21 protein-coding genes are annotated in these 20,722 nt (G+C 55.8%); 9 read left to right on the top strand and 12 right to left on the bottom strand.

The window, feature by feature from the left end:
• Positions 1-959: 959 nt before the first annotated feature.
• Positions 960-1,403 carry a heavy metal-responsive transcriptional regulator gene (locus tag LKE08_RS10990; RefSeq protein ID WP_324704263.1) on the bottom strand — a complete coding sequence of 148 codons (444 nt, stop codon included), beginning with the start codon at positions 1,401-1,403 and terminating at the stop codon, positions 960-962.
• Between the two features lie 194 nt (positions 1,404-1,597).
• Positions 1,598-1,897: a hypothetical protein gene (locus LKE08_RS10985; RefSeq protein ID WP_324704262.1), complete on the bottom strand. Its 300-nt coding sequence runs from the start codon at positions 1,895-1,897 to the stop codon at positions 1,598-1,600.
• A 343-nt stretch (positions 1,898-2,240) separates the two neighbouring features.
• Here LKE08_RS10985 and LKE08_RS10980 point away from each other — a divergent pair, with 343 nt between their 5' ends.
• Together LKE08_RS10980 and LKE08_RS10975 are read left to right on the top strand one after the other, a co-directional pair.
• Positions 2,241-2,834 carry a GNAT family N-acetyltransferase gene (locus LKE08_RS10980; RefSeq protein ID WP_324704261.1) on the top strand — a complete coding sequence of 198 codons (594 nt, stop codon included), beginning with the start codon at positions 2,241-2,243 and terminating at the stop codon, positions 2,832-2,834.
• A 329-nt stretch (positions 2,835-3,163) separates the two neighbouring features.
• Positions 3,164-4,303, top strand: a complete 1,140-nt coding sequence (locus LKE08_RS10975; protein WP_324704260.1) for an ATP-binding protein — start codon at positions 3,164-3,166, stop codon at positions 4,301-4,303.
• Between the two features lie 543 nt (positions 4,304-4,846).
• Here the strand turns inward: LKE08_RS10975 and LKE08_RS10970 are convergent.
• The 3 genes from LKE08_RS10970 to LKE08_RS10960 all read right to left on the bottom strand — a co-directional run bounded on the left by LKE08_RS10970 (position 4,847) and on the right by LKE08_RS10960 (position 7,314).
• The gene (locus LKE08_RS10970; protein WP_324704259.1) at positions 4,847-5,527 is read right to left on the bottom strand and encodes an SDR family oxidoreductase; all 681 of its coding nucleotides are present in this window, start codon (positions 5,525-5,527) and stop codon (positions 4,847-4,849) included.
• Positions 5,528-5,858: 331 nt separating this feature from the next.
• Positions 5,859-6,779 carry an SPFH domain-containing protein gene (locus LKE08_RS10965; RefSeq protein WP_324704258.1) on the bottom strand — a complete coding sequence of 307 codons (921 nt, stop codon included), beginning with the start codon at positions 6,777-6,779 and terminating at the stop codon, positions 5,859-5,861.
• Positions 6,780-6,885: 106 nt separating this feature from the next.
• Positions 6,886-7,314, bottom strand: coding sequence for an NfeD family protein (locus tag LKE08_RS10960; protein WP_324704257.1), 429 nt, complete (start codon positions 7,312-7,314; stop codon positions 6,886-6,888).
• A gap of 145 nt (positions 7,315-7,459) precedes the next feature.
• Between LKE08_RS10960 and LKE08_RS10955 the strand changes: the two genes are divergently transcribed.
• Positions 7,460-9,394, top strand: coding sequence for a protein phosphatase 2C domain-containing protein (locus tag LKE08_RS10955; protein ID WP_324704256.1), 1,935 nt, complete (start codon positions 7,460-7,462; stop codon positions 9,392-9,394).
• 257 nt (positions 9,395-9,651) lie between these two features.
• Here the strand turns inward: LKE08_RS10955 and LKE08_RS10950 are convergent, their stop codons facing one another.
• The 5 genes from LKE08_RS10950 to LKE08_RS10930 all read right to left on the bottom strand — a co-directional run bounded on the left by LKE08_RS10950 (position 9,652) and on the right by LKE08_RS10930 (position 13,375).
• Positions 9,652-10,260 carry a hypothetical protein gene (locus LKE08_RS10950; RefSeq protein WP_324704255.1) on the bottom strand — a complete coding sequence of 203 codons (609 nt, stop codon included), beginning with the start codon at positions 10,258-10,260 and terminating at the stop codon, positions 9,652-9,654.
• 206 nt (positions 10,261-10,466) lie between these two features.
• The gene (gene folP / locus LKE08_RS10945) at positions 10,467-11,321 is read right to left on the bottom strand and encodes a dihydropteroate synthase (RefSeq protein WP_324704254.1); all 855 of its coding nucleotides are present in this window, start codon (positions 11,319-11,321) and stop codon (positions 10,467-10,469) included.
• Between the two features lie 8 nt (positions 11,322-11,329).
• Positions 11,330-12,055 carry a triose-phosphate isomerase gene (gene tpiA / locus LKE08_RS10940; RefSeq protein WP_324704253.1) on the bottom strand — a complete coding sequence of 242 codons (726 nt, stop codon included), beginning with the start codon at positions 12,053-12,055 and terminating at the stop codon, positions 11,330-11,332.
• Positions 12,056-12,133: 78 nt separating this feature from the next.
• Complete coding sequence (locus LKE08_RS10935) at positions 12,134-12,319, bottom strand: PCP reductase family protein (RefSeq protein WP_324704252.1); 186 nt, start codon at positions 12,317-12,319, stop codon at positions 12,134-12,136.
• 150 nt (positions 12,320-12,469) lie between these two features.
• The gene (locus LKE08_RS10930; RefSeq protein ID WP_324704251.1) at positions 12,470-13,375 is read right to left on the bottom strand and encodes an alpha/beta hydrolase; all 906 of its coding nucleotides are present in this window, start codon (positions 13,373-13,375) and stop codon (positions 12,470-12,472) included.
• Positions 13,376-13,800: 425 nt separating this feature from the next.
• On the opposite strand from LKE08_RS10930, the gene LKE08_RS10925 reads away from it, so the two are divergent.
• The gene (locus LKE08_RS10925) at positions 13,801-14,388 is read left to right on the top strand and encodes a hypothetical protein (RefSeq protein ID WP_324704250.1); all 588 of its coding nucleotides are present in this window, start codon (positions 13,801-13,803) and stop codon (positions 14,386-14,388) included.
• 434 nt (positions 14,389-14,822) lie between these two features.
• Here the strand turns inward: LKE08_RS10925 and LKE08_RS10920 are convergent, their stop codons facing one another.
• Positions 14,823-15,671, bottom strand: coding sequence for a hypothetical protein (locus LKE08_RS10920; protein WP_324704249.1), 849 nt, complete (start codon positions 15,669-15,671; stop codon positions 14,823-14,825).
• Positions 15,672-15,832: 161 nt separating this feature from the next.
• Here LKE08_RS10920 and LKE08_RS10915 point away from each other — a divergent pair, with 161 nt between their 5' ends.
• The 4 genes from LKE08_RS10915 to LKE08_RS10900 all read left to right on the top strand — a co-directional run bounded on the left by LKE08_RS10915 (position 15,833) and on the right by LKE08_RS10900 (position 19,230).
• Complete coding sequence (locus tag LKE08_RS10915; protein ID WP_324704248.1) at positions 15,833-16,042, top strand: hypothetical protein; 210 nt, start codon at positions 15,833-15,835, stop codon at positions 16,040-16,042.
• Between the two features lie 29 nt (positions 16,043-16,071).
• Positions 16,072-16,980 carry an MBL fold metallo-hydrolase gene (locus LKE08_RS10910; RefSeq protein ID WP_324704247.1) on the top strand — a complete coding sequence of 303 codons (909 nt, stop codon included), beginning with the start codon at positions 16,072-16,074 and terminating at the stop codon, positions 16,978-16,980.
• 217 nt (positions 16,981-17,197) lie between these two features.
• A complete protein-coding gene (locus tag LKE08_RS10905) occupies positions 17,198-18,247 on the top strand; it encodes a bifunctional riboflavin kinase/FAD synthetase (RefSeq protein WP_324704246.1) in 1,050 nt (349 codons plus the stop codon).
• A gap of 71 nt (positions 18,248-18,318) precedes the next feature.
• On the top strand, positions 18,319-19,230 hold the full coding sequence (locus LKE08_RS10900; RefSeq protein WP_324704245.1) for a MoxR family ATPase: 912 nt from the start codon (positions 18,319-18,321) through the stop codon (positions 19,228-19,230).
• 140 nt (positions 19,231-19,370) lie between these two features.
• Here the strand turns inward: LKE08_RS10900 and LKE08_RS10895 are convergent, their stop codons facing one another.
• Positions 19,371-19,763, bottom strand: coding sequence for an AbrB family transcriptional regulator (locus tag LKE08_RS10895; protein WP_324704266.1), 393 nt, complete (start codon positions 19,761-19,763; stop codon positions 19,371-19,373).
• Positions 19,764-20,190: 427 nt separating this feature from the next.
• On the opposite strand from LKE08_RS10895, the gene LKE08_RS10890 reads away from it, so the two are divergent.
• On the top strand, positions 20,191-20,634 hold the full coding sequence (locus tag LKE08_RS10890; RefSeq protein ID WP_324704265.1) for an Rrf2 family transcriptional regulator: 444 nt from the start codon (positions 20,191-20,193) through the stop codon (positions 20,632-20,634).
• The last annotated feature ends 88 nt before the right edge of the window (positions 20,635-20,722 follow it).

Raw genomic sequence — 20,722 nt, 5'->3', positions numbered from 1 at the left:
GAAATTCCCTCGACATCAGGGTTTAAAGGTTTGTCCCTCTGAGGAAACTGTAAACAGACGAGCGCGCACTGCTATATTATTGCAAGATATCGAAAAATTTGACATCGGTATCTGCAAACTCAAGGTTTTGATCACATCGTCTTCTATTGTGAGAATTAAAAAACTTTATTTCCTCGATGCGGATTGGGTGCCCGTGTCAACCCGGGCGGAAGGGGAGTTACAGAAACTCTGGGATGATTTCCGACGGGTTCATCAAAAACCCGTCAATTGGGGCGATCGCGACCGTTTTACAGCAATTTTCCAGTCAATGAGGTACACTTTCCAATTCAAAGTCCCCCTTGCCAAGGGGGGAGAATTCAATTCAAAGTCCCCCTTATTAAGGGGGATTTAGGGGGATCGTTCCGTTTCTAAAAAAAGGTGAATATCCCCCCCAACCCCCCTTGGCAAGGGGGGAGAATTGAACTCAAAGTCCCCCTTGGCAAGGGGGGAGAATTGAATTCAAAGTCCCCCTTATTAAGGGGGATTTAGGGGGATCGTTCCGTTTCTCAAAAAGTGAATATCCCCCCCAACCCCTGTCTCCCGGTATCGAGATGCCGGACCAGCAACACCAAATGGAACCGATGCAGATACCGGACGATCGCATCGAACACTCCCAGTAAAACAGATATGTTTTGCCCGGACTTGACACAATCAATTCCCCGATATTATAATTAAATCAGTCCACAAATATGGCGATTTAAACCGACATGGCACAACAGCTCAAGCGCTGGGAATCCCCCCGCCGCCAGGGGCGAAACGTCAAAGGAAAAGGCGGTGCAGCCCGGGCGCGACAACTCAAGAAACGGGAACAGCAGTTGCGGCGCAAACTCAAAGGCGACGACCCGATCCCAAACCAAAAGCGAAACAAAAACCAACCAACCGAAGGGAAGGAACCATCAAAATCCTTCCCTCTTTTTTTGTCAAATATCGGTTTCGGATTGAATGTTCGGGCAGATGGTGCGGGCGATGCGGCTGGGAGGGGGGTGATCTTGCCAGCGATCGAGTAGAACTTGTAGTTCGCCTTTCAAGGTTTCCAAAGCCGCAATTTGCCGGTCAATTTCCCTCACTTTCGCTTCTAAGTGGGATTTTACCTCGTGACAGGGAAGGTTGCCGCGATCGCGGATCTCCAGAATTTCCCCAATTTCCGCCAAACTCAACCCCAACCCCTGGGCTCGCTTGATAAATGAGAGTCGGTTCAAAACGCCGGGGCTGAAGAGTCGATAGTTCGACTTGGCGCGATCGACGGTGGGGCTCAACAACCCGATTTCGTCGTAGTAGCGAATGGTTTTCACCGACAAACCGCTGCGGGCGGCAACTTCTCCAATTTTGAGCGATTTGTCAGCGGTTGCAGGACGCGCAGACATGATTGTAACCCCCGGTTGACAATTGCTATCAAATTCTGATGGGCAATCCGAAAACATCGATGATGGCGGGAGTTCAGAATTTCTCCCGGAGGAGTGAGGAGTGGGGAGTTAGAAACGAGACGTTTCTCCGTTGTCTGCTGTCTCTTCTCTTTGTTCCCGACACCCGACACCCGACACCCGACACCCGACACCCGTTAATAGGGAGGACGCCGGCGTTTGGTCTGGGTTAGCAGCGGCAGGGGTGGGCGGGATGCATGGGGCGGCAGATAATATTCCGGGGCGGGTTCGGCTTGCTGTTCCGAGTGCGATCGCTGAATTTGCCACCACCGCAGGGCAAACGCCACCCCGATGGTTCCCAAACCGAAACTCAGCAGCGGCAAACTGGCTCCGATACCGCCAATCATGGTGTCAACCGCCCCCACCGTCACCACGAAACTGACGATCGGCTCTCTCCGGTAGGCGGACTTCAAAATTCTCGGCCACAAAGCATTCATCACGGTTTACTCTGCTCTTACACTAATATTAGTTCTAGACTGTACCCGATCGATCCGGGTTGCCGGACACTTCCCGAAGCATCGAATTCGCCATCACCTTGTCTTGTGTCGGGTTGGATTTCAACTTGCCGGTTTTCCATGTATTCTAAAGCAATTCCGTCCGGTCGAACAGTGCGTCTGCCACCCATTCGAGTGGGAACCCGAACAGACCGCCCGCTCCCCGGGAACGGACAGAGATCTCGTCCCTCCCGTTATATTTTAGCGCCTGTTTCGAGCGGGCGGAGCTGGTCAGGGCCGGTGGGGGGATTCTTCTTCGAGAAAAGGACGATCGAGCGTCAAATTGTTGTCACACTTCCAAGCCATCCATCATCTGACCGCCATGACGATTTTTAATGTCCGGGAAGCCGTCGAATCCGATATCAATCCGATCGCCTCCCTCCACACCTCCCAATCTCGCCGCCACATCCCCAATCTCGACGGGGGATTTCTCCTGGCGGAAAGCACCGAGGAGATGGTCAGGGAGGAGATGGCGAACGGGACCCGTTTTTTCGTGGCGATCGCCCCCGAAAGTGAAGAATTGGTGGGATTTGTCGCCATCGCCCGGCCGCAGATTTCGCCGGAGATCGTGGGGAACATTCGCTGGACGGGGACGGATTACGGCGATCGCCTCTCCGACCATCGCCACCATTACATTCAGGCGATCGCCACCAAACCGGGTTGGACGGGAAAAGGAATCGCCCGCCACCTCTACGCCTCCGTTTATCGACAATTTTCCGATTCTATTTTATCCGCTTTGGTCGTCACCCGACCCATCACCAACCACCGCTCTTTACAATTTCACAAACGCCAGGGGTTCGCCGCGATCGGCACTCTCAATTTGGAATATTTATTCGATTTAAAGGACTACGAATCGACGATTTTTTATCGGGAGACTTGAAGGGAAAGTTAAATTTTCTTTTGCTCCGACAATGGGGGCGGCATCCCGGGCCGCCCCTCGATACCGAAGGTGATGCGATCGCCGGGTTAAACCCGATTTCCTCGGTTCCATTCGTCTCCGATGTTTGGACTGTTGTCAAGTCATATTTCGATCGCAAATCGATGGTCCGAGCCGTTTGAGAGCCGGCGGACGGCCGGATTGAGAAGGGGGGCGATCGCTTCCCCTCCCCGTCCAAAATAAAAAATTGACTCGGGGGGGATAAATTGTTCTAAAATTATTGCATAGAAACGACCTCTCGACTCCCTCAACGCACCCCCCGGTACTGGATCATGGATTTAGAATCCCATCGGTTTATCGGTTATTTTGAACCCGAACAAGCCCAAAAACTCTGTCAGTTGGCCCTCGTCGAAGACCATCCGGACGGAGACCTGATTTTTGAAGAAGGCGAAATTCCCGACTATTTGTATTTGGTCCTCAAGGGACGGGTTGAATTCAGCAAACGGGCGGAAGGCGATCGCTACCAGGTCGTCACCGTCGCCGAACCTAACAGTTTTTTCGGGGAATTCGGGGTGTTGGACGGACAGCCCCGCAGTGCCCGGGCGATCGCAAAAGGAGGGGCAACCCTCGCAAAAGTTTCCCGGGATCACCTGATGACCATCCTCCGAGATGCCCGGGGAGAGGTGGTTTTGCAACTATTTAGCTACATTACCCGGCAACTGCGGGTCACGACGACCCAATACGTCAAACAAATGGTTCGCAAGCAAAAAATGGAACTGCTCGGGGAAATGGTGAACACGATTTTGCACGATTTTCGCAGTCCGTTCACCGGCATTCAGCTTTCGAGCTCCATGATTCGGGAACTGCACCCGGACGAGGAAACCCAAGAATGGTGCGATTTAATTTCGATGCAAATTCAGCGGATGCTGGGGATGGCGGAAGAGGTGTTGGAGTTCAGCCGGGGAAGCACCACCCTCAGCCGCCGCCGGGTGGATGTCCGCGAGATGCTCGAACGGTTTGAAAACCTGAATCGCGTCTATTTTCAATCCTGCGGAATTGAATGGAAAATTGACATCCGAGAAGAGATTTATATTCGAGCTGACAGTAACAAGATCCTGCGGGTGCTGCAAAATTTGGTCGGCAATGCGATCGAGGCTTTGGAAGACCGCGAGGGACACGTCACTATCACGGCTCAAATTCGCGATAACTGGTGTGAAATTTCCATTCAAGATGACGGACCCGGAATTCCGGAGATGATTCAAGACCACCTATTTGATGCCTTTGTCACCTACGGAAAACAGGGGGGAACTGGCCTGGGAACGGCGATCGCAAAATCCATTGTCGAAGCCCACGGCGGCGCGATCGGATTCGAGTCCAACCCGGCGGCGGGGACGACGTTTTGGATTCGCCTCCCCCTCAGTCACGACGATCCGATCCGGGATGAAATTGTAGAGGAAGTTCGGCTGGTCTGATGGTACAGAGCTTCAGCTTTCAGCTTTCAGCTTTCAGCAGAAGTTTGCCGATATTTCAACTGTTCTGGCGGTTGCAATCGCTGCGAAGGGGGATGGAAAACCGAAACCGGAACCGTTCGCGACGGGGGACACCAAAACTTAAGTCAAGCTAATCGATTCGAGAAAATAATTTTGTTTTTTTAAATTTTGTCAGGGAATTCTGATTTTTTATCGAAAATTGCTGTCAAAAAGTTGACGAGTTTATGGGGGTTCTGGTAGACTAGGGGAAATAGCTCCCAAGGGGTTCTTGTGTCCAGCCGTCAAAATGGAGGCTACAACCCCGATTCCTCCGTAAAATTTCCGAAAATTTCGGGAAAATTGGAAAACTACGATGCACCAATTTTGGGCGGTGAGACGGGGAGCCGGGGACGGGGGGTTGACAAAAACCAAATTTTGTGCATTGAGGGCGAAAAAGCGATCGCAACTGTTCCCGAAACCATTCCCAAATCCCATGAATTGACAGTTTCCCCCCCCAACTCCCGGAGGAGTTGGAGGGAGTGTAATTTAAGCGATATCTAACACTTCAAAATCCGTCTGACCGTAAGCCATCTGGCGATCGACCGCCGAGAGGATTTTATTATCCGCTTTGTCGGACATCAGACAGGCGCAGGCCAGCAGCGCCACATCGGGGCGGTGGATGGTTCCCGCCACCCGACAATCTTCCGTCAACACGCCGTTTTTCGTGGCGGGTTCGGACTTCAAACCCCCCGGACGGATGATGACGTAGGTGAGTCCGCTCTCGAGCAAATGTTGCTCGGCTTTTTCCTTTTCTATCAACACCGATTTCAGGGTTTCCATCGCCTGGGGGGGGAGGGCGATCGCGCTATTTCCGCTGCCGATAGAGGAAATTAAAATAAACTTCTCCACCTTCGCTTTCACCGCCGCATCGATCAAATTTCGGTTGCCCAAATAATCCGCCCGCTGCCCGTCCTTCGGCAAGCCGCCGATGGTGCTGATCGCCGCCCGCACCGGCGGTGTCCCGTCCAGGAATGCCCGTTCCGTCGCCGTCGCGTCCAGGGCATCTCCCATCACCACTTCCAGGCCGATCGCCTCCAACTCCGGGCGGGTGTCGGGCGATCGCAGCAAGGCTCTCACCTTCATCTGCGCGTCCGCCAAACAGTTGGCAATTTCACGCCCCACACCCCGACTGGCGCCGGCCAGAAAAATACAAGATTCGGAATTCATCGTCATGTCAAACTATCAAATTTTTCGATAACGTTTGTCGGGGCAGTTCGAGAGTGCTCCCGTTTTCTCCCCCGATTGTATCCGACTACGGGCTTTTTTTATAACATTCAGAAAATTTTACCACTCCAGACACAGAGGACCAGGAGAAATCCGACTCTAATTATATTAAATCCGGTTGAAGGCTAAAAAACAACGGGTTGGATATCAAGACCGCTTGGGAATGGCGGGGGCAACACCCTAAACAACCAAAAATTGGGGGAAAGCGTGGGGGGTTAGAGAATCGATCAAAGGACAATTCAATTATCAATTATCAATTCTTCCCCCCGACAGCTTACCGATCGCCGTCCGAGATCAGCGATCGCATCCCCTCCAACGTCGCCGGAATCGTCCGGGGGTCCATAAACATCACCTTGCTGCTGTCGCTGTTGCCGATGGTCGTCCCCATGTCTATGTAATGCTGCGCCAGCAGGTATTGCAGGACTTCCTTCGCCTCGGGGTCAGCTTTGAGGATCTTGGCGAGAATTTGCAAGGCTTCCGCCGTGGCGTGGGCTTTGAGGACCTGAGCCTCCCGTTCCGCCTGAGCCCGCAGCACCAGTGCTTTTTGGTGGGCTTGCGCCGCGAGCACTTCCGCTTCGGCGCGACCCCGGGCGGAGTTGATCGCGGACTCCCGTTCCCCTTCCGAAGATAAGATCGCCGCCCGTTTTTGCCGTTCCGCCGACATCTGCAATTCCATCGCATCCATCACCGCCTTGGCGGGGCAGATATCCCGCAGTTCCACCCGCGTCACCTTCACCCCCCAGGGGTCCGTGGCGATGTCGAGTTCCCGCAATAATAATTCGTTGACTTCGGTGCGGGCAGTAAAGGTCTGGTCGAGCTCCAGCTTGCCCATTTCCGAGCGAATTTGGGTGCGGACCAAGTTTTCCATCGCCGCCTGCAAATTATTGACTTTGTAGCAGGCTTTTTCCAAGTCCATGATCCGCCAGTAGACCACCGCATCGACGCTGATGGAGACGTTATCGCGGGTGATACACTGTTGGGGGGGGATGTCGAGCACCTGTTCCCGGACAGTCTGGCGGTAGGCGACGCGATCGAAAAAGGGAACGACCCAATTTAAACCGGGTTCGAGGGTGCGGCCGTTATATTTTCCCAGGGTTTCCACCAGAGCTTTATCCCCCTGATTGATAATTTTGACCGAACCCACGGCGGCAGACCCGCCGAAGATCAAAAGAATGAAGAACAAGAGCTGTCCCATTTTGTATCTCCTATACAATTATGTTTGACCGATGATCGATCGCACCGCCGAGATCGAGAGAACCTACACCTCAAGAGTCCCCCATTTCGCCGAATGCACCGACAATTTAGGAATGAATTAACTTTTCGGGGACGACGATCAGGGTGTTACCCTCCCGACTCACCACGAGCACTCTTTGTTGGGGGGCGATCGCAAATTCCCCCTCGCACCGAGCCCGCCAGGACACGCCCTCGCACAGCACCCGCCCCGTCTGTCCCGGCAAAATTTCCGTCAAACTTTCAGCCTCCGTCGCCGCTTCCAGGACGGACACCCGGCGGGAAGGCAACAGGCGACGAACCCCCAAGGCAAACACCAGCGATAAAATCATCCACAGGACGACCTGAACGCCCACATTAGGCACCAGCAGGGAGATCCCCGCCACGGCTAAGGCACTCAGACCCATCATGAATTCGATAAATGCCGTGGGCAAAAACAACTCCATCAGACAGAGGAGTACCCCGGCCAGCAACCAAAAAAGGGTAGGATTGACAAACATGGGTTTAATGATAGCGTTGCGGAAATTTAAGGTATGAGTCGATGGCAATTTGTTATTGCTGACACCTAGGGTGCGATCGACAGGAGCTACAATCATTTTATATTTGAGATTTTGTATTGAGTGTCCCCGGCAATAGATCTTCAAAGTGTCTTTAGATAAACTCTTCCAAATCAGCAGTTCCTCGCCACCGCCGATTTACTGCACCAACCCCGCCTGTCCCCAACCCCGCAATGCCTTGGGACAGTCCCGCTGCGTCACCTGCGAGACGCCCCTCACCTACCGCTACCTGTGGGCGGTCGGTTCGGCGGCTCGGGAGATGAAACCGGGGCAAATCGTCGGCAACCGCTACTACGTCACGGCGCCGCAAATTTGGCTGGAAACCAAACCCGCCGTGCCGCCGGTGCTGCCCGATCGCCTCTCGGACGCGATCGGCAACTATCTCTACCTGTACCCCCACAAACTCCACCTCCCCAACCTCTACGGCATCTACACCCGGGCGACATCCCCGGAAACGGCGGATATTTTACTTCTCGATAACGTCCCGGTGAACGACAAGGGGAACCTGCACCCCTCCCTGGTGGAATCCTGGCCCCAGGCGACGGCGGTGCGGCAGGTCTACTGGCTGTGGCAGATGTGGTCGTTGTGGGACCCCCTCTCGGAACAGGGGGCGGCTTACAGTTTGCTGATCAAAGACAACCTGCGGGTAGACGGGTGGCGGCTGCGGTTGCGGGAGTTGCACCGGGGCAAGATCCAGCCCACCCTGCCGGACCTGGCGGAGTCCTGGTCGGCGTTTGTGGAGACGGCCCACGAAAATTTGCGATCGCCCCTGCAAGATATCCTACAGCGGCTGCGGCAAAGTCCGGAGGGTTCCGGCCCGGGTGCGATCGCCGACCACCTCAACGAAATTCTATTGCACTCCGCGGCGAGGCTTCCCCTGCACCTGGCCACGGCGGGACAGACGGACGTGGGGCGGATGCGATCGCACAACGAGGACTGCTGCTATCCCACGGCGGCGGATCTCAAACAGCAGGAGATTTACCCCAACGACAAGCTGATCCCCCATTTGAGTCTGGTCTGCGACGGGGTGGCGGGGCACGAGGGGGGCGAGGTCGCCAGCCAACTCGCGGTCCAGTCCATCAAACCCCTGATTCACAGTTTGATGTTGGAAATCGGGGAACAGCAGACCCCCCAGCCACCGCACCTGGTCGCCCACCAACTCCAGGAAATTACCCGGGTGGTCAACAACGTCATCGCCGCCCAAAATGACGAACAGGGGCGATCGTCCAAACAGCGGATGGGGACGACCCTGGTCATGGCCCTGCAACTGTGCCAGCGGGTGCAAATCGAGGGGCGATCGGATTTCAACAACGCCCACGAACTCTATATCGTCAACATCGGCGACAGCCGCGCCTACTGGATCACTTCGGAATCCTGCGAGTTGTTGACGGTGGACGACGACGTGGCGACTCGGGAAGTCCGCACGGGCCGCGCGTTGTACTGGGACGCCAAACAGCGGCGGGATGCCGGCGCCCTCACCCAGGCTTTGGGGACCCGGGAGGCGGAATTCCTGAAACCGGCGGTGAAGCGGCTGATCGTCGAGTCGGACGGGCTGCTGCTGCTGTGTTCCGACGGACTCAGCGATAACGGGTGGGTGGAAAAAACCTGGGCGGATTACGCCCCGGCGGTGCTGCGGGGGGAAAAATCTTTGGAATCGGCGGTCCGAGATCTCGTCGAAATCGCCAACCTCCACAACGGCCACGACAATATTTCCGTCGTGCTCAATTACTTCGGCGTTTCTCCTCAGAAATTGGTCCTCGTCGAACCTCCGGAACCTCCCCAGAAACCGCAACCTTTGGAGTCGGAATTCACGGCCGCTTCCCGGGCCCTGATGGAGGAGGATTCGGCGACTTTGGCCGGAAAGGCGACCCGCAGAAGGCGATCGCAAAAGTTAGCCTGGATTCTGTTGATCATTGGCTTATTAATTGCCGCGATCGCGGGCAGCTTCTGGATCGGGTGGCAAAACCGCGATCGAGATCCGGTTTTCCCCCAGGACTCGGCAAAAATGGACAATGAAAAATGAAACATGATCGGACTCGCCCCCCACTCCCCCAAAAAAGGCCCCAAAAAAGGGGTTGACAGGGGGCGACCATTCGGGGTAAGATATTGACATAAACCCCCATAATGGGAGTGGTTGCCAAAAAAATATTTTTACACATATTCCCATTATCTAAAATAATACCAGAAGTCAAGCGCAAAAGCAACCCAAACCCCCAAAAACGGCAAAAATTTTTACATTTTTTAACTTTTCAACCCAGCTGTCTTTTTTGGAGACATCAATCAGGCCTTCACCCACAACGCCAGTCCGCCGCCCCGCCCTCGGGCCGCAATGAATTGGTCTCGAATCAAAAAATAGGCGAAAAAAGGCAGTTCCGCGACCCGCTTTTGATAGAAAGTTTCTTCACTGCTTTTTCCGTTGCGGATGTAGCCGTCGTAGAGTTTGAGTCCCAACCCCCGGACCCCCATGCGGGTGAAATCAAAGGCGAGGATATCATTTTTGAGCAAAAACTTCGCCGGCCCGCCGACGGTCAACGTCATCAACCCGACGCCGACCCGATTTTCGATCCGGCCCGCTTCAAAGGGTTCGCGATCGCCCGATTTGATATCCGCAACGGGGGAATAAGTCAAGCCGATCTCGACGAGGGCGGGAATGTAACGACCCGCCCCCATCAAGACTCCAGGGCGATCGCGGGTCTTTTTAGTTCCGGTGATCAAATACAACCGCCAGGTGCCGCACAGCCCCTCGAAGGGGTGTGATTCCCGGCGTTTGCGGGCGACCTTTTCCGCCTCCAACAGGGCGGCGACCACCTCCTCGGCGGCGGGGCGATCGCGATCATTCGAGTGGAGCGATCGCGCGGCCCGTTCCAAAATTTCCAGATATTCAGTCATATCAACTCCGTTTAAATACTGACACAATCGTTATCCCCCCCAATTCCCCATCTGCGAAAATCTGCGAAATCTGTGGATTGTTTAATATCAACTCCGTTTAAATACTGACACTTAACGTCGAGAAAAATCCATAGGCAAGAGGCAATCAGCAAAAGTTTGAAGTCGCTTCAATCATCAATTATTAATTGTTAATTATTAATTGTTAATTATTTTCTGTAAATCGCGTCCGCCACCCGCGCCACATCGCAGAGTTCGGCGACATCGTGGATCCGCAAAATGTCCGCCCCGCCGACGATCGCCGCCACGCAGGCCGCCGCCGTCCCCCAAACCCGTCGTTTCGGGTCGGGGCGATCGAGGATGTTGCCGATGAAACTTTTCCGGGACGGCCCCACCAACAGGGGGAAACCGAGCGATCGCACTCGGGGCAGTTCCCGCAAAATCTCCAAATTCTGGTCTGAGTTTTTCGCGAATCCGATCCCCGGGTCGAGGATAATGTGGGCGCGATCGATTCCCGCCGCGATCGCTGCCTGGGTGCGATCGGCCAGAAACTCCCGGATCTCCCCCATCAAATCCCGGTAGTCCGTCAGGGTTTGCATGGTCTGCGGCGTCCCCCGGATGTGCATCAGGGCGATCGGCACCCCCAGAGCCACCGCCGTCGGCAGCATTTCCGGATCATAAGTCCCCCCGGAAATATCGTTGATCAAATCCGCCCCGGCTTCCACCGCCGCCTTAGCCACCGCCGCCCGGGTCGTGTCCACGGAAATCACCGCATCCCCCACCGGACCAGCCTGTTTTCGCAACCGTTCCACCACCGGGATCACCCGATCCAGTTCCGTTTCCAGGGACACGACCGCCGCCCCCGGGCGGGTGGACTGTCCGCCCACGTCAATCAGATCCGCCCCCGCCCCAACCATGTCCCCGGCTCGGAGGAGGGCGGCATCCGGGGTATCGAAGGACCCACCGTCGCTAAAGCTGTCGGGGGTGACATTCAAAATGCCCATCAGATAGGTTCGCGTTCCCCACTCGAACGGGCGACCTCGAATGACTGTGGGTTCGACCATCGGCGCGATTATTTGTAGTTGACAATCTTGGCGAAACTGTCCGGCTGCAGGCTCGCCCCGCCCACCAAAGCGCCGTCAATTTCCGTCTGGGCCATGATCTCGTCGATGTTTTCCGGCTTCACCGAACCACCGTATTGAATGGTGACATCGGGATTCGTCAATTGGCTTCGGATCAAACGGATCACCCGGTTGGCTTCCTTGGATTCGCAGGTGTCCCCGGTGCCGATCGCCCAGATCGGTTCGTAGGCGATCACCAAATTATCTTGATCCACGCCGACGAGATCCTTTTCGAGTTGGGAGAAAATGTGAGATTCCGTCTGTCCCGCATCCCGCTGCTCTTTGGTTTCCCCCACGCACAAAATCGGGGTCAAACCGTGGCTCTGGGCCGCTTTCAACCGCAGGTTGACGGTTTCATCCGTCTCTCCGAAATACTGTCGCCGTTCGCTGTGGCCCACCACCACGAACCGGACGCCGATCTCCGTGAGCATCGGGGCGGAAATTTCCCCGGTGTAGGCCCCGGACTCTTCCCAGTGGACATTTTGAGCCCCGAGCCGCACCCGCGACCCGTGCAGGCTCTTGGACATGATATCCAGATCCGTGAAGGGGACGCACAGCACGATCTCCCGATCTTCGGGGGTCTCTTCCAATTGCGTGACAAACCCTTTCAGAAACTCCTGGGCTTCCGCTTGGGTTTTGAACATTTTCCAGTTCCCGGCAATAATGACTTTTCTCACAGTCGAACCAATAAACCTCAAAATACAACCGAATGCCAAACTTTAGTTTAAAACGTCGGGGGCATTTGCGGAAATCCGCTACTGGCCGAATTCCACCCGCGCCTGTTCCACCAGGTCCACGGTGACGACATCGCGATCGGCTTCCCGGGCCAGTTGTTCGATGCGCTGTCGGGCTTTCCCCCGCACGAAGAAGGGGATATTTTTGAGTTTGGCCGTGGCTTCGGGCTGCCACTTGAGTTCGTCGAGATAGTCGGAGTCTGACATGGCACTGCAGGCAAAAGGCAAAAGTCAACAGGCAAAAGGCAAAAAGCCGCGGGGGGAGCCGTTTGAGAGATTTATGTCCGATTCGGGGGGATTGACAAGTCTCGTCGGAGTCGGGACTCGCTCCGCTGCAATTTTTTTGTTTTTCCTAGCTTACGCGATCGCGAGGGTCCGGAGCAAACTGCGGATCACCCCGACAGTGACGCCGGGAAGTTCCAACTGGGGCGTCAGTCCCACATCCTCGAGTTGTTCAAACTTGCGGACGGCTTCGGAATTGAGGGCGGCGAGGCGCTTTCCGAGCTCCGGGCTGGTGAATTGGGTTTTTTTGCCCCAAATCATCCCGGTGGGGACTCTCAGTTGGGGGATGTACAGGGACAGATCGAAGCAGAGATCCCCCCGCACGAAGGACAGGGCGGCATATTCGGCGTTGGGCTGCTGGGCGGATTCGAGGTAGGCTTCCACGATCTCGTCAAAAATACGGTTGGGACGGGCAAACTGGCGCTGTTCGAGGAAGCTGCGGATTCCGACGGGGTTGGCGACGGCGGTGGCGTAGAGGACCCGATCTAAGACGGGGGTTTTGACGATTTGGGCGAATAAGCTGTTGATGTAGTCTCCCCCGAAGTCGGACAAACCGGAGGGGGTGGTGAGGATCAAACCTTTGAATAATTCGGGTTTTTTGACGGCGACGCGGATGGTGAAGGCGGCGGTCAAAGAGGAGGCGATCGCGACGATCGGTTCTTCGCAGGTTGACTCGATAAATTCCGCGATCGTGGTGACGTAATCTTCGGGGGTGTAGTCCCGCGCCGGATGTTCGGAACGGCCCCAGCCGATCAGGTCGGGGGCGAGGATTTTGTACTCCGACGCGAAGGCTGGGTACACCTTCGACCACTCGTAGGCGGACGATCCACCGCCGAAACCGTGCAGGAACAATAGGGTCGGTAATGTTTTTCCGGTCAAAGTTTCGGGCGTTTTCCAGGGCATTTCTGTGGCGGTGTAGTACACCATTCGCCCCAGAGATGTGACGGTGGATTGTTGAGTAAATCCGAGGGGATAAAACATGAAAATTCCTCTGGCAATGACGGCGTTATGAAACGATTTTTTGGTGGTCGGGTTTGAACTCGGCTCGAACGGGCGAGAGCGACCCTTCCAATTGTATGCCTTTCGGTCGTCCGACCGGGTATCTCTCCGGAAATATTCCGCCGTGTCGGGTCGCGATCGCCCGCCCCCATGAAATTGGACTCCGTTGCCCCTATAATGGATGAGGGGTGAAACCCCCCAGTGACGGGGCCCTTCCATCCCGACCGTCAAACCGTAAATTTCCGGAGTTGTCCGAGTTCGAGGTGAAATCCTTTTTCTCTGAAACGATCCGGATTCGGGACCCCACGGGCTGAAGCCTGATATTTGGGGACATTCATTCGACATCCGGCCGGGAGACACCGGACATCCAGAATCCGCCGCCCAAACCCTATTGAGGAACTCAGGTGATGAACGTTTCTATGCTAGAGGATTGTAGCTTTCAGATGGATCGCCTCGGAGACACAGATAACCCGAACCGAAAGACAGATCGGGACGCGACATCGGAACTGCTGGCCCACCCCGAGGCCAATGCCAGCAACGTGACATTACTCCCGCCGCCCCCCGCCACCCGAATTCGCTTGGCTTTGGAACAGTTGGAAGGGTTCGAGCCCGTCGAGGATCAATTTCGACACTGGGGGATCAAATTTGTCAACGCCATCGCACTGCAACCGTCTAATCCCCGCTTCGGCATCAAACCCGGCGTCACCGTCCTCATGGGGGCCCCCAAAGGCGGGACCGTGGAAGTGACCTTCAGCCACCCCGTCCGCCAGGTTGTCGCCCGGGTGACGAGTCCCCACACCACGATGTTATCGGCCTGCGATCGCGATGGGACTCTCATCGCCCAGGATGAGATGACGGTTTCCAAGTCCGGCGACTCGATGACTTCCCTGTTGCCGAGTCGAGAACTTCGGGTCAGATCGGAGAATATATATAAAGTCACGTTCTACACCTTTGACGCCCAGTTGATCGTCGAGCGCTTCCAAGTCGAGTTTTGACGGGCGTCAGAAAACAGAAAAAAGGGAGTCGGGCGTGCAAAGACACGCCGATCGCAGCGCCATATCATCTCGATTTCTGACGATCCCAAGTCCGATCAAATCCGGTTAAATCCTCGAATCAAAACGGGTTTAATATCCGAACCGCTTGGGAATCGATCCGCCCCCAGGGCGCAAGCCAGGCGCCCCTACCAGCTCAAATCCAATCCGGTTGAATGCTCGGAATCAAACGGGTTGGATATCAAGGCGATCGCCAAGCCGGGAAAAATCGGCCACAGTCGCTTAGATAGCTGCCGGGATAATCGATTATTCATAATTGAATGGATTTGAGACATCAATCGCGCCGTGCGATCGCCTCTGCCGTCAAACCAATTGCGTCAAAAGCCTCCCCTTTTTAGGAGTGAGCAACGGGGAGTGAGGAAAAAGTTTCTCTCTTATCAAGAGGTCATACTTTTGACTTTTGACTGTTGACTTTTAACTGGTGACGCTGCCTCGGGTTCCAACTGTTGCAAACCTTCGACGATCGCGGCCCGAACGCAGGAGTCGGACTCCCGGTCGAGCATGAGACGCAAATAGTCCTTCAAATGCGATCGCGACCGTTGCCGAAATCTACTCGCATTGCGATCGGCGTCCGCCGTCAGTTCCCGCACGGCAATCAACCGCTTCAGGGGATCTTCGGCGGTCAACTCCCGCAGCCAAACCTGTCGCGAGGTTTCCAACTGTTGCCGGCGACGTTCGAGAAAATGCCCGATCAAAAGTCCCACGATCGCGATCGCGCCGAAATCCTGAACCATGGTACTGATACCCATCCAGGGGGTTTCCGTCGTCGCCCACACGGACGCCATCCCGTATAACAATAAGGTGGTGGCGACTCCGCCCGCGATCGCTTTCGACCATCGGGGGTTCGCCCGCGCCAATCGTTGCCGAATTGTCAATCCGTACAATTGCCAATTCAGTTGCGGCAGTCGGTAGATGAGCGCCACCGCCCCGACACCGCCGCAGGTGGAAAATAAGAGGCGAGAATTCCAGCCGTACCAAGCCGCCAGGGCGAGAGCCCCCAGGAGCAACAGTCCGGTGCGGGTGCGGCGGTAGCGGAGCGATCGCTTTTTCACCGTCGGGGCGGGGGATTTGAGGCGGAGGACGTGGGGTCGGGTCATCGGCGCCGGAATGTGATCGGCGGGTCGGATATCGAGGGTTTTGCGGGGTTCCGCGATCGCTTCCCGGGACGAGGGCATCGGGCGATCGGCGGGTGAATTGAGGCTGTACATGGTTCGAGTTGGCTGCAATTTGTGGAATCGCCCCCCGTGACACCAGCTGGAAAATGCTACATTTTCAGGAGAGCGTCGAGTTGAAATCCTGTGGGGTTAGACGAACGGTAATGGTAAAATCAGCATTATCGATAGTTTATCAAGTTCCGTCGGGAAGACCCCATCAAATTTGATGGGCAATGGTAAAGACGATCCGACCTTTTGCCACGATTCACGCATCCGTTCATCCGTTCGGCTATGCCACGGAAACCCTCCGGACCCTACAGGACATGAGTCACTTGCAGACCAAGGAATCGATGAAAATTCCTGACCCGCCGAACTCAGCTTTGTTTGATAATCTAATCCCCCGACTCGAATTGATGGGGACTCAACGAACGTACAACTGGTAAACCGCCTAGCTGATCTTGCAAACCCAACCATGTCGAGCATGAAACACCAATTCACGGTTCACTTCTGGGGCGTCCGAGGGAGCATTTCCTGTCCGGGAACGGCAACGGTTCGATATGGCGGGAACACGCCCTGCGTCGAAATGCGGGTCGGCTCGCAGCGGTTAATTTTCGACGGCGGGACGGGCTTGCGGGTTCTCGGACAGGCGCTGCTGGCGGAAATGCCCCTCAAAGCCCACCTGTTTTTCACCCACTCCCACTGGGACCACATCCAGGGGTTTCCCTTCTTCACCCCAGCCTTCGTTCCGGTGAATGCCTTCGACATCTACGGTGCGATCGCCCCCAACGGCTCCACCATCGAGCAGCGCCTCAACGATCAGATGCTCCACCCCAACTTCCCCGTCCCCCTGCAAGTGATGGGGGCGAATCTCAACTTCATCGACATCACCATCGGCGAGTCCATCCACCTCGAAGAGGAGATCGTGGTCGAAACGGCCCTGCTCAACCACCCGGGAGAAGCGGTCGGATATCGCGTCAATTGGAAAGGATATGCCGCCGCCTACGTCACGGATACCGAACATTTCCCCGATCGCCTCGACGAGAACGTACTCAAGTTGGCCCGCAACGCGAACGTGTTAATTTACGACGCCACCTACACCGACGAAGAATACCACTCCCCCAACTCCAGCAAAGTGGGTTGGGGACATTCCACCTGGCAGGAGGCCGTCAAAGTGGCCCGGGCGGCGAACGTCGAAAAATTGGTAATTTTCCATCACGATCCCCTCCACGACGACGAATTTATGGACGAGATGGGGGAGGAAGTCGCCGATGCCTTCCCCAACAGTTTGATCGCCCGGGAGGGGTTGTCCCTGCAGTTGATTCCCCCATCGGGCTTCACCCCCACGGACGGAGCGGCGAAAGATGCGCGGGTTTCGGCTTAGGAAGAAGGGTGTAGGGGGTAGGGTGTAGGGTGTAGGGAATAGGGAATAGGGAATAGGCAAGCTAGCAATAGGGAATAGGGAATAGGGAATAGGAAGACAGAGACTCCCTCCGCTCCCTTCGCTCCCACACGCCAGGTCACACCGGATTCGGGGAGAATCTAAAATCTAAAATCTGAAATCTAAAATTCCTTCCCCAGATTGTGTCAAAATGTAAAGCGTGTGGATAACTTCATCGACAGATACCGTTCTAACCCCGACGACTGTTGCCTTGGGGAACTTCGATGGATTTCATCGGGGACATCAACAGGTCGTCCAACCCATCCTCAACCCCCGTCGGGTTGCGGTGGATTCCCCCCGGGCTGCCCGACAAGCGTCGGGACCCCCCGGCCCGACCGCCGAGGTGCCGCCCGGACTGCTTCCGATCGCCCAACACATCTATTCGACCGTCGTCACCTTCAACCCCCATCCGCAAGAATTTTTTACCGGCCAACCCAAAAAACTGCTGACGCCGCTGGATGAGAAGGTCGAGGTACTCCGGGCTTTCGGGGTCGATCAGTTGGTGCTGTTGCCCTTCGACCGACAGTTGGCGAGTCTGACCCCGACCGAGTTCGTGGAAGAAATTTTGGTGCGCCGGCTGCGGGCCGGCCGGGTCAGCGTCGGTTTCGACTTTCGCTTCGGCCGCGGCCGGACCGGCAGCACGGAGGATTTGAAAGCGATCGCGCCCCGATATGGTTTAGAAGTCCATATCGTCTCCCGACATCCCTGCGAAAATGGGGAGCGGATCAGCAGTTCCATGATCCGAACAGCCCTGGAACGGGGCGATCCGCAGCGGGCCGCCCATTTGCTGGGGCGTCCCTACCTCCTCGCCGGCCAGGTGATGCGGGGCCAACAGTTGGGACGGACCCTGGGCTTCCCGACGGCGAACCTACAACTTCCGGCCGACAAGTTTTTGCCCCGGTACGGGGTTTATGCGGTGCGTGTCGCCGGAGTCAGCGGATCGGTGGGGGACGCGCCGTCCCCCAAAATTGGGGTGATGAACGTCGGCTCTCGCCCCACCGTCGCCGGGGCACCGCATCCCACCGTCGAGGTTCACCTGTTGGACTGGGGCGGGGATTTGTACGGCCGCACCCTGACGGTGAGTTTGGAAGCATTTTTGCGGCCCGAACGGAAATTTGCATCCCTCGATGCCCTGAAAGCGCAAATTGAAGCGGATTGTATCGAGGCGCGATCGGTGTTGGGGGAGGCGAAAGTCCCGGAAGAGAAATGAATTGACAATTATCAATTATCAATTATCAATTATCAATTATCAATTATCAATTCTTCCCACACCCTTGTGACATGAGAGAACGCATCGAGCGCTTGAAGCAAAATTTGAGTCGGACGATTGTCGGCAAGCAAGAGTCCATCCGCCTGACCTTGGTGGCGCTGCTGGCGGGGGGTCACGCCCTCCTGGAAGACGTGCCGGGGGTGGGCAAAACGCTGCTGGCGAAATCCCTGGCGCGGTCGATCGACGGTTCGTTTCAGCGGATTCAGTGTACGCCGGATTTGTTGCCGACGGATATCACCGGAACCAATATCTGGAATCCCAGCACGGGGGAGTTTGAATTTCTGCCCGGTCCGGTGTTCGCGAATATCCTGTTGACCGACGAGATCAACCGGGCTACGCCCCGCACCCAGTCGGCTTTGTTGGAGGTGATGGAGGAGCGACAGGTGACGGTCGATCGCGTCTCCCGTCCGGTTCCCCGGCCATTTTTCGCGATCGCCACCCAAAACCCCATCGAGTATCAGGGGACGTTCCCCCTCCCGGAAGCCCAGATGGACCGGTTCATGCTGTCCCTGACGCTGGGATATCCCAGCGAAGCGGAAGAGTTGCAGATGTTGCAGCAGGTGACGACGGGGGTGACGGTGGAAGAACTCCAGCCCTGTTTGAGTTTGGCGGAGGTTTTGGAGCTGCAACTCGAATGTTCCCGGGTGAAGTTGGAGCCGTCCCTGCAGCAGTACATCCTCAACCTGGTGCGGACGACCCGCGAACACGAGGAGATCATGCTCGGCGTCAGCCCCCGGGGGGCGATCGCGCTCCACCGGGCGACCCAAGCCCTGGCATTCCTGTCGGGGCGGGATTATGGGGTCCCGGACGACATCAAGTTTTTGGCGCCCCACGTCCTCTCCCATCGCCTGATTCCCGCCGGAGGACGGCGGTCGAAGACGATCATGGAACAGTTGCTGCGATCGGTGCCTATCCCGTCTTGATCCGGGCAATTTTAGCCCGATAACGCCGAAAAAAGCGTCGCGATCGCACGGGTTTTAACCCCTCAACCGGAAAGGAGATTGAGGGGTAATTTTGAGGTTGAAGATGCTCACGATAGGTGTGTGATCGCTGCGATCGGCAATTATGCGTCAGAACCCACCTGTTTCAGGTGAATGTGTTTGCGTCCCAAGGAAATCTCGAACTCGTCGCCCGGTTCGAGATCCATTTGCTTGGTATAGGCCGAACCGATCAGCAAGTTGCCGTTCGATTGGACGCTAATTCGGTAGCTCGCGGAGCGTCCGCCACGGCCGTTTCCTTGCTGCTTGCCGTCGAGTTCAATGCCCTCCGCATCGATCAGTGCGTTGAGGAATTTCATCATGTTGACGCGCTCGACTCCACCCCGTGTCAGGGTGTAGTAGCCACATTCTCTCGCTTTCTCTTCCTTGCTCATGTGTTCGAGATCCCGAACTTTCTCAAGCAGCGCTTGACCCGTGAGCGGTTGAGGTTGAGCGTCGGAATTTTTCTTCTTAGCCATTAACTGTTTCCCTTCAAAATTCGACATGGTAATGTCATCGGTTTGTCCCGGTCATGCCGGTGGCTGCCGGGATACTTTGTCGGAATTGGTACCTATTAACTATATTACACGAATCGGTCAATTTGTTCATCCGATGGGGGACATTTTTGGGGGGAGTAATCATTTGATAGCAAGTCTTCTAAAGATTCTCCATCTGTCTGTTGGGAGATGGATTCCCCCCCCGGTTCGGGACGAGAGGATGAGAGTTATCCCGAAATGTCCTAAACTGGTAGGTGCGTCAGTTGTGCGATCGCCCGGGGCGTCATGGCAAGTATCTAAAGGTAGAGTATCCATCACTTTAGACCGGACAACCTGCGGGGAGGTGCGGGAGTGGAGGTTGCCACAACCCACCGTCGAATTGCGATCGCGATCGGATCTAAACACCTGGATGAAATTAACGACTCGCGGACACTACAGCGTCAAGGCGCTCCTGGATCTCGCCCTCGATCGGGAAATCGGGCCGGTTTCCGTCCGGGAAATTTCCCGCCGACAAAACCTGCCGGCGCCCTATCTGGAAAAGCTGTTAATTGAAATGCGGCGGGCCGGCTTGGTTCGTTCCGTGCGGGGCGCCCGGGGGGGGTATCAATTGGCGCGTCCGCCCGCCCAAATTTCCCTCGGACAAATTCTCGAAGCGGTCGGAGAAACGATCGAACCGCTATCCAATCATATCCCGGATGCAGAACAAGCGGAAGACTGGGTGACATTTACGATCTGGAATCGCCTGCACCAGAAACTCAAAGAGGCCCTCTACAGTATTTCCCTCGAGGATCTATATTATGATGCCCGAAGCTGGCAGGCAACCCGAGGAGAGGAAACCGGTTTTGTCGTCTGACCTGCCCTTTTCCGAACTCCACTTCGCCGACCGCCGGCGGTTGACCGGGGCGGTAAATTTGAACATTCATTCCACAGTTGACCCGCAC

This window comes from Lyngbya sp. CCY1209, assembly GCF_035615495.1.
Lineage (GTDB): Bacteria > Cyanobacteriota > Cyanobacteriia > Cyanobacteriales > Microcoleaceae > Limnospira.
This window is presented reverse-complemented; position numbering and strand designations above follow the sequence as displayed.